Raw genomic sequence first — 12,517 nt, 5'->3', positions numbered from 1 at the left:
GTCCATGATGCCCTTAGGTTGTCATTAACAACGTGTATGCGCTCATTGTAAGCCCTCCGCTTCGTTTTGACAGGCCGCGTATATGGTATTTAAGGCACGGTTCAAAGAACTTTAGCTTCGTTAAAACCTTAGTCGACCAGACTTAGATATGCTTATAGAAATAGACTTAAAAAACTTTATATCAAAATGTATATATAAGAAATGGATGGGCATATATTAGAGCGTCAAAAGAAGTCCCTGCCACCTAGAAGATGGCTCGGCAGTCCCTTAAAGGAGTGGTAGTCATGGCAAGCATGGTTCCTTATCGTTCGGTTTTTGGTGTTCGTCCCTCTGCTAGCTCGTTGTTTGATCTCTTTGATGATATGAGCGACCTAGCGAACAGCTCGATTGCCTCTAAGGCGTTCCCCGTTGACGTTGAGGATAAGGGCGATGGCTATGAGGTCAAGGCTTATCTGACCGGCGTCGCCAAGGACGATATCGATGTCGAGCTTAACGAGGGCCGTCTGTCCATTAGCGTGAATGTCGAGGAAGACGAGGAGAACGAGGGTAAGAACTTCCTGCAGAAGGAGTTCAGCTCGTACAGCGCGACGCGCGGCGTGTACCTGAAGGATGCTTCGAGCGAGGGCCTTTCTGCAAAGTACGCTGACGGCATCCTTACCGTTACGGTTCCTAAGATTGTCGAGAAGAAGAACGTTACGAAGATCTCCATCGATTAAGGCTATCGGCTTTTAAAATCGGTGCCTACGTTAAGGGGGCTGGGAAGTGATTCCCAGCCCCCTTTGCTGTTTACTGTATGGTCATGGGCCGATATTGCCCGGCGGGACGTATCGTGAGTTTATGCAGCCCCTCAACGCGGGTGGCGGTGCTGCCAAGCTCGTTGTCGAGTGTTGCGTCGAGGGAGCTTGCGTAGCTTTTGACGGTCAGGCTTGGGCGATTGTTGTCTTGGCTAATGTGCATCGCGATAAGTTGCTCGGTGCGATCGGTTACCAACGCGCGTGCGGCATCGGCGGCCTGATCGTTGGAGAGATGCCCTTTTACAGACAGGATACGTTCCTGAAGAAAGCGAGGATAGTCGCCTTGACGCAGCATGGTTACATCGTGGTTGCTTTCGAGTGCGAGAATGCGACAGTCCTTGAGCGTATCGATGGCATGCTTCGACAACTCGCCGGTGTCGGTGGCAAAGCCAATTGAATCACCCTGAGCGTCAAACCGGTAGCCGACGGGATTAACGACGTCGTGGGATGTCGAATATGTTTGAATGTGGACTCCGGCAATAGAGAGGGCGTCACCTGGGTCGAATTCCTCGACAGGTAGATGTGCGAGGCTTTCTTTGGACGTGAGCGTTCCTCTGCTGGAAAAGACTGGGCCATTCCAATGCTTGCACCATACCTCAAGCCCCTTGATGTGGTCGCTGTGTTCATGGGTGACAACAAGGGCGTACACGTCGTCTACCGACAGTCCGAGTTCCGCCATGCGTTTGAGCGTTTCGCGGCGAGACAGTCCGTCATCGACCATAATGAGCCCCTGCGGGCCCTCGATGAGTGCGCAGTTGCCTTTAGAGCCACTGCCGAGGATATGAAGGTGCAGACGAGACATAAGATTCCAAAGGATACAATGGGTGCGGACGAATAGAGGAGGAAGCAAATGCCTACGGTATCTCAGCATTATGGACACCATGCCGTGCCTGGGGCAGTCGATGAGACCCGGACGAGGCAGCAGGCTGCTCCTGTCGTGCTCATGGTATCAGGCGGCGCGGACTCGACGGCACTGCTTCTTATGGCGTGCACATCAAAGCTGGATATCCAAGACGGACGCGGTGTTGCCCCCATTGCTCGCGAGCGCCTGCATGTGCTGCATGTAAACCATCATCTGCGCGGCAAGGCGTCCGATGGCGACGAGGCCTTTGTGCGTGAGCTCTGCGCGAAATATGGTTTACCGCTGTGCGTGGAGCACGCTTATTTTGATGGGGAGTCGGGCAATATTGAGGCCGCGGCCCGCGAGGTGCGCTATGCCGCGGCGCGGAGGTATGTTCGCGAGCTCTGCGCCCAGACGGGGGCACCGCGAACGGCGGCTCGTATCTGCACCGCGCACACGTCTTCGGATCGCGCGGAAACGTTTTTGATGAACGCGATTAAGGGTTCAGGGCCCGCTGGCCTATCGAGCATTCCTCACCGGAGGAATATCGTGGTGCGCCCCTTGCTCGACCTAACTCATGGCGAGCTCGTGGGCTATCTACAGGTACATGGTCAGCCGTGGCGTGAGGACGAGAGCAATGAGGATATCTCGTATCTGCGAAACTACGTGCGCCATCGGGTAATGCCAGTGGTGGCACAGCGTAATGCGAGCGTGTGCAAGACGATTGGCGCCGCCTGCGAGATCCTTGGTGACGAAGATGCGTTTCTATCCCAGCTGTCGGCACAGGCGTTTCGAAGCTGCCTGCGCAAGGAGGCGGCGGGTGCGCTAGTGCTCGATGCCAGACGCCTTGCTGCGGCCGAGGTGGTAATCGCGCGGCGCATCGTGCGACTGGCGATCAAACGCATCGATCCGGACGCTCGTCCAGAGATGCGACATGTGGAGCGAGTCCTTTCCTGCGTTGCCGAGGGCGCCGGCTCGGTCACGCTTCCGGCGGGGATTGACGCACGCGTCGAATTTGGCATGCTGGCGTTTAAGGCTCCGGTGGCTCGCGAGGGCCTGGTCGCGGACTGGGTTACCGTACCCGGTCGTTTGCCGTTGGGCGGGGGACGTATGCTGGTCGCAGAGCCGATGGCCGTTGAACCGGGATGCGATATCGTGCGCCGCGCCCGTGAGCTTGCGGCTGCCGGGGAAGTGGCAGCTTTGGTAGACGCGGCTGCCCTGGGTTTTGCCGACAGCGATAGCGAGCGGATCCTGGCGGGCTCGCGTGGCGAGATCCCTGCCGAGGCGCGATTGGCGCGCCTATGGGTGGACGGTCCCGCACCGGGAGACGTGATGTGCCCGTTAGGAATGAGTGGCCGAAGCAAGAAGGTATCCGACTTGCTAGGAGAGGCTCGCATTCCCGTTTCCGAGCGCGCCGGCGTGCCCATGGTGAGGACGGCGCCGGGAGGTGCCGTGGTGTGGGTCGCCGGAGTTCGCGCGGACGAACGCTTTAAGTGCACGGCGGCGACGCGTGTGGCCTATCTGCTTCGCGTGGTTGACGCGGATTAGCCCCTCGTACCAGCTTTTCTGTGCGGCGTTGACGGTATTCCAGCGCTGATGATGCGCGGGCTGGAAAATATACCCCGTGCGCTGCTAGAATGTGTAGTTCGCGTCCATACGGCGGTGTGTGGGCGATTAAGCACAAGAAAGGGTTGTCATGGCTTCTCAACATCCGGATATCGAGAAGGTTCTGTTTACGCAGGAGGATATCGAAGGTATCGTTTCTCGCCTGGGCGAGGAGATTACGCGCGACTACGCTGGTAAGGATCTGGTGTTGATCGCGGTTCTGCGCGGCGCCGTTGTCTTTATGGGCGACCTGATGCGCAAGATCGAGCTGCCGACCAACATCGATTTCATGGCTGTTTCGAGCTATGGCGACGGTGTGAAGTCTTCGGGCATCGTGCGTATCATTAAGGACCTGGATATCGACATCCGTGGTCGCGACGTGCTGATCGTCGAGGACATTCTGGACTCGGGCCTGACCCTCAAGTACCTGATGAAGAACCTCGAGAGCCGCAAGCCCGCTTCGCTGGAGGTCGCTGCCTTCCTGTGGAAGGACGTTGAGGACCGTACCTCGGCCATCACGCCCAAGTATGTTGGAACCCATTGCCCCGATGCCTTTGTGGTGGGCTACGGCCTCGACTATGCCGAGCGCTATCGCAACCTTCCGTATCTGGGCATTTTGAAACCGGAGGTTTATTCGTAAGATGCCCGACGACCGTAACGACAACAATCCCCAGACTCCCCGGGACCCAAAGATTCCGGGGATGCCCGGAGGCAAGAAGCCCACGCGTACGGGCTGGCTGTATTTTCTTTTGGCTTGCGCGCTTCTGGGCTATGCCTTCTTTAATATGGGTTCCGGCTTTGCCAACTCCAGCAATACCGTTAAGCTCGCGACGAGCGAGATGGTCAGTGCCATTAAGCAGGATCGCGTCGAAGATTTGACCTATACGGTTCAAGACGGAAGCGTGGCGGGGCATTACTGGAAGACGAAAAAGGACAAGGGCGATACGAGCGAGCTCAAGAGCTTCTCCTCGACCTATGTCGGCTCCGATTCGCTTGCCGAGCTTATGGCGGAGCACCCCGATACCAAGTACATCGTCAACACCAACGACCCCGATTTTTGGGGCGACCTGGCGATGAGCGTGCTGCCGACGATCGCCCTGATCGCCATCATGTTCTACTTTATGCGCCAGATGATGGGCGCCAATAACAGGAACATGCAGTTTGGCAAGACCAATGCCAAGACCAACGAGGCTACGCGTCCCAAGGTCAAGTTCGAGGACGTGGCCGGCGTGGACGAGGCCGTCGAGGAGCTCGAGGAGATCCGCGACTTCCTAAGCGATCCGGACCGCTATCGCAAACTGGGTGCCAAGATCCCGCGCGGCGTTTTGCTGGTGGGCCCTCCGGGTACCGGTAAGACGCTGCTGGCCAAGGCCGTTGCCGGCGAGGCGGGCGTGCCGTTCTTTAGCATCTCTGGTTCTGACTTTGTCGAGATGTTCGTGGGTGTCGGTGCCAGCCGCGTGCGCGACCTCTTTAAGGAGGCCAAGTCTCAGGCTCCGTCGATCATCTTTATTGACGAGATCGATGCCGTGGGACGTCAGCGCGGAGCCGGTCTGGGCGGCGGTCACGACGAGCGCGAGCAGACGCTCAACCAGCTGCTGGTCGAGATGGACGGTTTTGAGGAAAGCGAGTCGGTCATCCTGATCGCCGCAACCAATCGCCCCGATATTCTGGATCCGGCATTGCTGCGCCCCGGTCGTTTTGATCGTCAGGTCACGGTCGACCGTCCGGACGTAAAGGGTCGCGAGCAGATCTTGCGCGTACATGCCGAGAATAAGCCGATGGACGAGGACGTTAAGTTTGAGAAGCTCGCCCAGATGACCGTTGGCTTTACCGGTGCCGATCTGGCAAACCTGCTCAACGAATCTGCGCTGCTGGCCGCTCGCCGCCATCGTTCCGTGATCTCGATGGACGAGGTCGAGGAGTCGATGGAGCGCGTGATTGCCGGACCGCAACGCAAGGGTCGCGTGATGACCGAGGCCGAGCGCACCACGATTGCCTATCATGAGAGCGGTCACGCTTTGGTGGGTCACATCTTGGAGCACTCCGATCCGGTTCATAAGATTTCGATCGTCAGCCGCGGCCAGGCTCTGGGCTACACGTTGCAGCTTCCGCAGGAGGATCACTTCCTCAAGACCAAGAACGAGATGCTCGACGAGCTTGCCGTGTTCTTGGGCGGCCGCGTTGCCGAGGAGCTCATGTGCGATGACATCACGTCGGGCGCGAGCAACGACCTGGAGCGCGCGACCAAGATGGCACGCGAGATGGTCACGCGCCTGGGCATGAGCGAGGAACTCGGCACGCAAGTGTTTGGCGAGGCGCAGCATCAGGTGTTCCTTGGCCGCGATTACGCCGATCACCAGGATTACTCCGAGGAGACGGCGCGTCGCATCGATATCGAGGTCCAGCGCATTATGCGCGAGGCCCATCGCCGCGCGGTCGAGATTCTGGATGCCCGTCGCGATCAGCTTGATCTGATGGCGAAGGTGCTGCTTGAGCGCGAGACCGTCGAAGGCGACGCCGTGAATGCCCTGCTCGACAACGAGTGGGATGCCTACCTTGAGCGCGAGGGCGATATCCTGGCGGCCAAGGAGGAGCGCAATGCCAAGGCGGCCGGTATGCCGACCAAAAAGCGCGCGCCTCGTATGAGCGAGGAGGAGCTGGCGGCTGATGCCGCGGCTTTTGCGCAGGCGGCCATGCAGGAGGATGCCGAAGTGGCATCCGATGGCGCTGGCGATGACCATGCCGTCAACGCCGATGCCGACGCCGACGACGACAAATAGTCTTTGTGGCGAAAGCCTCCGCGGGGAAACCTGCGGAGGCTTTTTTTAGCGATATGGGGCCATCTGTTGATTGGGGACAGACTTAAATGAGCGTTTTCACGCATTTAAGTCTGTCCCCAATTAACATTGCTGCGGCACTTTGCTCAACTAAAGCGTACAATACCGCCTATGCGAAAGGGGAACAGATGATCAACGAAACCATGTATGCTCGCGGTGCGGAAAGCTCCATCATCCGTGAGATTTTTAGCTATGGCCTTGAGCGCAAGGCGCAGATCGGTGCGGAAAACGTATTCGATTTTTCGCTGGGCAATCCGAGCGTTCCGGCACCCGCTGCTGTGGCGGAGTCCATTAAGAAGGCCCTGGAGCTGCCGAGCGACCAGCTGCACGGCTACACGCCCGCACCGGGCCTGCCGCAATGTCGTGCCGCTGTGGCCGAATCGCTCAACCGCCGCTTTGGCACGAGCTATGAGGGCAAAGACGTCTTTATGACGGTGGGTGCCGCGGCTTCGCTCACCTGCGCGCTCAACGCCGTTACGAATCCGGGCGACGAGGTTATTGTTATTGCCCCGTACTTTCCGGAGTATCGCGTTTGGATTGAGAAGGCCGGCTGCACGTGTGTTGAGGCGCCTGCTGATGAAGACACGTTCCAGCTGAGCGTGGACAACGTGCTCAAGGCGATCACCGATAAGACGGCTGCCGTCATTATCGACTCGCCCAACAATCCGACCGGTGCCGTATATACATGCGACACGCTGACGCGACTGGCCAATGTTCTGCGCGAGGCCAACGCTCAGCGCGATTCCGAGAATCCGATTATGCTCATCTCGGATGAGCCGTACCGCGAGATCGTGTACGGTGCCGAGGTGCCTTGGGTGCCCTCGATCTACGAGCACACCATCGTGTGCTACTCGTATTCCAAGTCGCTGTCGCTGCCTGGTGAGCGCGTGGGTTGGATCTTGGTTCCCAACACCAATCCGCAGGCTGCCCGTCTGATGCCGGCTGTTGCGGGTGCTGCCCGTACGCTGGGCTTCGTGTGCGCGCCGGCGCTCTTTCAGCGCGTAATTATCGACTGCATCGATGAGCCGAGTGACGTTGAGGCCTATGCACGTAACCGCACCGCGCTTACCGACGCACTAGCGGAGTATGGCTACACCTATGTTGAGCCGGATGGCGCGTTCTACCTATGGGTGAAAGCGTTGGAGTCCGATGCGAATGCGTTTTGCGAGCGCGCAAAGAAGTATGAGTTGCTTGCGGTTCCCTCGGACAGCTTTGGTATGCCGGGTTGGTTCCGCCTGGGCTATTGCGTGAGCTACGAAACGATTGTCAATTCGCTACCCGCTTGGAAACAGTTGGCGGACGAGTATCGTTAAAAGTAAAGCGCTCTGCCTACAATGTTTTACGTGAAACGGGGTTTGGTGTTAAGCCGGACCCCGTTGTCATGGACGTTGTGTCTTTGGGATGGAGTGGTTTTACGACTATCGAAGGCTATGCGTACAATGAATATAAGCGACGGCCGTGCCAGATAAGGAGACCTGATGCCCTACCTGCTTTCTTGTGACATTCATACCCATACGATGTTCTCTGCGCATGCATATTCGACCATTGAGGAGAATGTGTACTGGGCGGCAGAGCGTGGTCTGCAGGTGCTCGGATCTGCCGACCATTTGAGCTCTATGATTACGGCTTGCCCCAATGACCTGCGCAGTTACCAGTTCTTTATCAACCAGGATATCTGGCCGCGCATTTGGAGTGGCGTGCTGGTGCTGCGTGGTGCCGAGGCCGATATCGTTTCGCTGGACGGAAGCCTGTTTGGCGAGGACACTCCTGTCACGCTCGATATTGCCGGCGATTCGTACAGCCGTCAGCATTCGCTGTTCGATTTGGTTACGCGTAATTTGGATTATTTGGTTGCAAGCGTGCATAATCCGCAGATTGCTGGGGGCGCGACGCTGGCCCAGACGACCGAGATGTATATCAATGCCCTGGAGCACCCCAAGGTGTTCATGCTGGGTCACACGGGGCGTTCGGGCGTGCCGTTCGATATCGACGAGGTGCTGTTGGCAGCTAAGGCCAAGCACAAGATTATCGAGATCAACAACCATAGTCTTGAACACGGTGTCGACACTGAGCATTGGGCCGTATGCCGCAAGATTGCCGAGCGCTGCGCCGAGCTGGGCGTGGGCATTGGCGTGTCGACCGATGCCCACATTGGCATGGCCATTGGCAAGCTCGATCACGCCCGCAAGTTGCTCGACGAGATTCACTTCCCGCTGGACCTGATCGTGACACGCGACCGCGAGACGCTGCTGCGCGAGATGGCGGCAGCCGGCGTGTGCGACCTGCGCAAGGGGATGTAGCGGAATTTATAAACCAAGCGAAGGGGGCGGCCCAGACGGGTCGCCCCCTTTCTTGTCCCAAAAATCTACTGAGGTTGGTTAGCGGCGTTCGAGGACCGCTACGGTTTCGGTGTGGTCGGTGTGGGGGAACATGTCGACGGGCGTGATCTTGAGCAGGCGATAGCCTCCGTCGAGGAGCTGGTGCAGGTCGCGCTCTTGGGTCACGGGGTTGCAGCTGATATAGGTGATGCGGCGCGGCTTAAGTGCGCAGGCAGCTTCGAGGAACTCGGGGGTAGAGCCGGCGCGCGGCGGATCGATGGAAAGGACATCGACCCGTTCGTTGTTGTCGGCGGCATCTAGGATGTAGTCGGTGGCATCGTCGGCCATAAACCAAGCGCTGCGGGTGAGGCCGTTGAGCTCGGCATTGCGACGTGCGTCGGCAATGCCCGCCGGGTTGCGCTCCACGCCGAGCAGCATAATGCCGATACCCTTGTTCTGGGCATCTTTAGCTGCGCAAAGACCGATGGTACCGCTGCCACAGTAGGCATCCATGAGCACATCGCCCTGGTGCAAATCCATGCCGTCGATAGCGAGCTGATAGAGCAGCTCAGTCTGTTGCGGGTTGGTCTGATAAAACGCGGTGGGGGAGATGTCGAATTCGCAGCCGAGCAGCTGATCGCGCATGCATTCGGCGCCATACACGATGCGGGTTTCCTCGCCGAGGATGGCGTTGCCGGGGCGTCCGTTGATGTTTTGGGCGACGGTGACGATGCGCGGATCGAGTGCGGCGACAGCCTCAAAGAACTCCTGCGCATGCGGCAAGTCGCGCTGAGCGGTCACGAGCGTGACCATGACCTGGTCGGTACGCCAACCGCAGCGGACGACGGCATAGCGAAGCAAACCAAGATGCTTGTCCTCATTAAAGGCGGGAATATGCAGCCGCTCAGCTTCGCGTGCGATGCCGTTGAGAATCTGACGGGCGCCCGGTGCCTCGACGGGGCATTCGGGTACGGCAACGATCTTGTGCGTGCCGCGCTCAAAGAAACCGCAACGGACGGCGTCCTCCTTACCGGGAGCAAAGGGAGTGGCAGCCTTATGACGAAAGCCACGCGGCGCAGGATATTTGCCCGGGTCGCCCAGGGTGACTCCCATACCGCGAATGGGGTCGACGCTGATACCCTCGCGCTCGCAAAGAGCAGCAAAAAGCTCCTCCATGGCGGCCTGCTTGGCGGCGAGCTGCTTCTTATAAGGACGATTGAGCGCCGTACACCCACCGCAATCTTTCATGATGGAACAAGGAGACTTGGAATCAACGGTCTTGCGCGCAGACGGAGCCGGATTCTTATACGGGCGCTTGGAGCGAGTCTGAGAAGCCTTATCCTCGCTCCGACGAGAGCCGGGACGCTTGGCCTTAGCCCTGTTCTTGGTCGATTTGCTTTTTGCAGCTTTAGAAGACTTGGATTTCGAAGAAGATTTCTCCTCCTTCGACCCCTCAACCGCCTCCACCAAAGCACGACGAGCCCTACGCTCCGCACGAGATTCTGCCATCAATAACTCCACTTATTCATGAATTAAAGCTGCAAGTATTGTACCGTGCCAAGCCAGCAGACGATATGCAAGCGGTTTATTCGTGTCAGTGATAAGCCCAACGACGGTTGCCCGCCGCGTGAGGGGTGTGGGGGTTAAGTTTATCGCGAGTTCCGCACGAACAGGAGGCCACTTAATGTGGCCTCCGTCGTGAGCAGGACTGTAGAGCAGGAAACTTAACCCCCACACCCCTCACGCGGCGGGCAAACTCGCCTTGTGCTCTATCACGCTAAAGTGTATGATTCTGAACGTTACATGACTCACTTTACCTAACTAAAGTGCCACCAAGGGGGAACACCATGAATACCGATATGTCTCGTCGTCAGTTTGTTGGTCTAGCCGGCTCGCTCGCCATGGTGCTTGGCCTTGGTCTTGTCGGTTGCGGCGGTGGTGCCGATAAGGGTTCCGCTGCAGCCAAGGACGTGAAGGGCGCTGCGGAGTCCAAGAAGCTCGTGGTGGGCTTTGATAAGTCCTATCCTCCGTACGGCTTTGTGGGCGACGATGGCGAGTACACCGGCTTTGATCTCGATCTGGCCAAGGCTGTTGCCGATAAGCAGGGCTGGGAGGTCAAATACGAGGCCATCGACTGGGACGCCAAGGATACGCTGCTTAACTCGGGCGCCATCAACTGCATCTGGAACGGCTTTACCATGGAGGGCCGTGAGGACGACTACACGTTCTCCGAGCCGTACATGCTCAACGAGCAGGTGCTGGTGGTAAAGAAAGATGCGGGCATCAAGGGCTGGGACGATCTTGCCGGCAAGACTGTGATTACCCAGACTGATTCCGCTGCGCAGGACGTGCTTGAGGGTGACCAGAAGGATCTGGCGGCGACGTTTGCCACGCTCGACACGATCGGCGAGTACAACACGGCCTTTATGCAGCTCGAGAGCGGCGCGGTCGATGCCGTGGCTTGCGACCTTTCGATTGCCCAGTATCAGCTTGCCGCCAAGCCCGATGCCTATACGCAGCTTGATGAGCCGCTGTCCAGCGAGCACTACGCCGTCGGCTTTAAGAAGGGCGACACCAAGTCGGCCGACGCCGTGACCGAGTCGCTCAAGGCGCTCTACGAGGACGGCACGGTTAAGGACCTGTGCGACAAGTATTCAAGCTATGGTCTATCTTTCGATAATTGGGTGCTCAAGTAATGTCTATTCAGGTCATGATACAGATGCTTGGCCAGGGTTTCTTGGTCAGTTTGCAGTTGTTTGTGCTGACGCTGTTGGGGTCGATTCCGCTGGGAATCCCCGTGGCGTTTATGCGCATGAGCAAAATCGCGCCGCTTCGCTGGATCGCGCGCATCTATATCTCGGTCATGCGCGGCACGCCGCTCATGCTGCAGATGTTTGCCATCTACTTTGCCCCGTACTACGTGTTTGGCATTTCGCTCACGCCCGATTCCAAGTGGACGGCGTGCGTCGTGGCGTTCATCATCAACTACGCCGGCTATTTTGCCGAGATCTATCGATCGGGCCTGCAGTCCATTCCGCGCGGTCAATATGAGGCCGCCGAGGTGCTGGGCTACTCGCGCATGCAGACGTTTCTGTATATCGTGATGCCGCAGGTCACCAAGCGTATTCTGCCGGCGATGGGCAACGAGATCATCACACTGGTCAAGGACACGTCGCTGGCGTTTGCCATTGGCGTGGGTGAGATGTTCTCGACGGCCAAGGCGCTGGTCGCCTCGCAGGTGAGCATGGTGCCGTTTGCAATCGCGGCGCTGATCTACTGGGTCTTTAACTTCGTCGTCGAGATGCTGCTGGGCGCTGCCGAGAAAAAATTGGATTACTACCATGATTAATTCGGTAATGAATATATCGAACGCGCGTAAGGCGTTTGGCGGCAATGAGGTGCTCAAGGATATCTCGCTTGAGGTGAAGCGTGGCGAGGTCGTGGCGATTATCGGACCTTCGGGTGGCGGCAAGTCCACGCTGCTGCGGTGTGCCACGCTGCTCGAGACACTCGACGGAGGCTCGCTCTCGTTTGGAGACCTTGCCGTTGCGACGGATGCGGGGCTGGGTGCGGTATATGCGAAAGGCGACGTGCCCAAACAGGCGCGCTCGCGATTTGGCCTGGTGTTTCAGAACTACAATCTGTTTCCGCACTATACCGTGATGAAAAACATCACCGATGCGCCGATTCGCGTGCTCAAGCGTCCGCGCGAGCAGGCGGAAGCCCGCGCCCACGAGCTGATTACGCAAATGGGGCTGACGGGCAACGAGAACAAGGTGCCGTGTGAGCTTTCGGGCGGTCAGCAGCAGCGCGTGAGTATTGCCCGCGCCCTAGCGCTCGACCCGGAGATCCTGTTCTTTGACGAGCCGACCTCGGCGCTCGACCCCGAGCTGACGGCCGAGGTGCTGCGTGTCATTAAGGACCTCGCTGCGCAGAATATGACGATGGTGATCGTGACCCACGCAATGCAGTTTGCGCGCGATGTTGCCGACCGCGTGGTCTTTATGGATGGCGGTCGTATTGTCGAGGAGGGTCCTGCCGAGCAGGTTATCGACCATCCGCGCGAGCAGCGCACGCGTGAGTTCTTGAGCCGTATCGAGGGATAGGCTCAGGTATTTACTC

Annotated in this window: 12 protein-coding genes (1 of these 12 cut by a window edge); 9 read left to right on the top strand and 3 right to left on the bottom strand. The window is 58.2% G+C overall.

Annotated features, from left to right (window positions below; all coding sequences use genetic code 11):
* On the bottom strand, nt 1-6 hold the 5' portion of the coding sequence (locus NBH09_RS04730; protein ID WP_250787219.1) for a hypothetical protein. Its footprint begins 465 nt before the window's first position; only the first 6 of its 471 coding nucleotides appear in the window; the start codon lies at nt 4-6; the stop codon falls past the left edge of the window.
* A 278-nt stretch (nt 7-284) separates the two neighbouring features.
* Here NBH09_RS04730 and NBH09_RS04725 point away from each other — a divergent pair, with 278 nt between their 5' ends.
* On the top strand, nt 285-716 hold the full coding sequence (locus NBH09_RS04725; protein WP_035138719.1) for an Hsp20/alpha crystallin family protein: 432 nt from the start codon (nt 285-287) through the stop codon (nt 714-716).
* 70 nt (nt 717-786) lie between these two features.
* Here NBH09_RS04725 and NBH09_RS04720 read toward each other — a convergent pair whose 3' ends face one another.
* Nucleotides 787-1,596, bottom strand: a complete 810-nt coding sequence (locus NBH09_RS04720) for an MBL fold metallo-hydrolase (protein WP_250787218.1) — start codon at nt 1,594-1,596, stop codon at nt 787-789.
* A gap of 48 nt (nt 1,597-1,644) precedes the next feature.
* Here NBH09_RS04720 and tilS point away from each other — a divergent pair, with 48 nt between their 5' ends.
* The 5 genes from tilS to NBH09_RS04695 all read left to right on the top strand — a co-directional run bounded on the left by tilS (nt 1,645) and on the right by NBH09_RS04695 (nt 8,377).
* Nucleotides 1,645-3,183, top strand: coding sequence for a tRNA lysidine(34) synthetase TilS (gene tilS / locus NBH09_RS04715; RefSeq protein ID WP_250787217.1), 1,539 nt, complete (start codon nt 1,645-1,647; stop codon nt 3,181-3,183).
* A gap of 148 nt (nt 3,184-3,331) precedes the next feature.
* Nucleotides 3,332-3,880: a hypoxanthine phosphoribosyltransferase gene (hpt, locus tag NBH09_RS04710; protein WP_118081750.1), complete on the top strand. Its 549-nt coding sequence runs from the start codon at nt 3,332-3,334 to the stop codon at nt 3,878-3,880.
* 61 nt (nt 3,881-3,941) lie between these two features.
* Nucleotides 3,942-6,020: an ATP-dependent zinc metalloprotease FtsH gene (gene ftsH / locus NBH09_RS04705; protein ID WP_250787216.1), complete on the top strand. Its 2,079-nt coding sequence runs from the start codon at nt 3,942-3,944 to the stop codon at nt 6,018-6,020.
* 185 nt (nt 6,021-6,205) lie between these two features.
* Complete coding sequence (locus NBH09_RS04700) at nt 6,206-7,390, top strand: pyridoxal phosphate-dependent aminotransferase (RefSeq protein WP_250787215.1); 1,185 nt, start codon at nt 6,206-6,208, stop codon at nt 7,388-7,390.
* 165 nt (nt 7,391-7,555) lie between these two features.
* The gene (locus NBH09_RS04695) at nt 7,556-8,377 is read left to right on the top strand and encodes a phosphatase (RefSeq protein WP_196022802.1); all 822 of its coding nucleotides are present in this window, start codon (nt 7,556-7,558) and stop codon (nt 8,375-8,377) included.
* 78 nt (nt 8,378-8,455) lie between these two features.
* Here the strand turns inward: NBH09_RS04695 and rlmD are convergent, their stop codons facing one another.
* Entirely contained in the window at nt 8,456-9,904 is a 1,449-nt protein-coding gene (gene rlmD / locus NBH09_RS04690) for a 23S rRNA (uracil(1939)-C(5))-methyltransferase RlmD (protein WP_250787214.1), read from the bottom strand.
* A gap of 338 nt (nt 9,905-10,242) precedes the next feature.
* Between rlmD and NBH09_RS04685 the strand changes: the two genes are divergently transcribed.
* From NBH09_RS04685 to NBH09_RS04675, 3 genes are read left to right on the top strand one after another with little or no spacing between them, the layout of a single operon-like run.
* Entirely contained in the window at nt 10,243-11,091 is an 849-nt protein-coding gene (locus NBH09_RS04685; RefSeq protein ID WP_199412418.1) for a transporter substrate-binding domain-containing protein, read from the top strand.
* On the top strand, nt 11,091-11,744 hold the full coding sequence (locus NBH09_RS04680) for an amino acid ABC transporter permease (protein ID WP_117848580.1): 654 nt from the start codon (nt 11,091-11,093) through the stop codon (nt 11,742-11,744). The genes NBH09_RS04685 and NBH09_RS04680 overlap by 1 nt, the downstream gene beginning before the upstream one ends.
* Complete coding sequence (locus tag NBH09_RS04675; protein WP_117848579.1) at nt 11,737-12,501, top strand: amino acid ABC transporter ATP-binding protein; 765 nt, start codon at nt 11,737-11,739, stop codon at nt 12,499-12,501. Before NBH09_RS04680 ends, NBH09_RS04675 begins: the two co-directional genes overlap by 8 nt.
* The last annotated feature ends 16 nt before the right edge of the window (nt 12,502-12,517 follow it).

This window comes from Collinsella sp. BG-O-102, assembly GCF_023656745.1.
GTDB lineage: Bacteria > Actinomycetota > Coriobacteriia > Coriobacteriales > Coriobacteriaceae > Collinsella.
Note: the sequence above shows the minus strand (reverse complement) of the source record. Positions and strands in the feature narration are given on the sequence as shown.

Coding starts and splice junctions, on each gene's coding strand:
- NBH09_RS04725 (WP_035138719.1), top strand. CDS start 285: ATGGCAAGCATGGTTCCTTATCGTTCGGTTTTTGGTGTTCGTCCCTCT.
- NBH09_RS04720 (WP_250787218.1), bottom strand. CDS start 1,596: ATGTCTCGTCTGCACCTTCATATCCTCGGCAGTGGCTCTAAAGGCAAC.
- tilS (WP_250787217.1), top strand. CDS start 1,645: ATGCCTACGGTATCTCAGCATTATGGACACCATGCCGTGCCTGGGGCA.
- hpt (WP_118081750.1), top strand. CDS start 3,332: ATGGCTTCTCAACATCCGGATATCGAGAAGGTTCTGTTTACGCAGGAG.
- ftsH (WP_250787216.1), top strand. CDS start 3,942: ATGCCCGGAGGCAAGAAGCCCACGCGTACGGGCTGGCTGTATTTTCTT.
- NBH09_RS04700 (WP_250787215.1), top strand. CDS start 6,206: ATGATCAACGAAACCATGTATGCTCGCGGTGCGGAAAGCTCCATCATC.
- NBH09_RS04695 (WP_196022802.1), top strand. CDS start 7,556: ATGCCCTACCTGCTTTCTTGTGACATTCATACCCATACGATGTTCTCT.
- rlmD (WP_250787214.1), bottom strand. CDS start 9,904: ATGGCAGAATCTCGTGCGGAGCGTAGGGCTCGTCGTGCTTTGGTGGAG.
- NBH09_RS04685 (WP_199412418.1), top strand. CDS start 10,243: ATGAATACCGATATGTCTCGTCGTCAGTTTGTTGGTCTAGCCGGCTCG.
- NBH09_RS04680 (WP_117848580.1), top strand. CDS start 11,091: ATGTCTATTCAGGTCATGATACAGATGCTTGGCCAGGGTTTCTTGGTC.
- NBH09_RS04675 (WP_117848579.1), top strand. CDS start 11,737: ATGATTAATTCGGTAATGAATATATCGAACGCGCGTAAGGCGTTTGGC.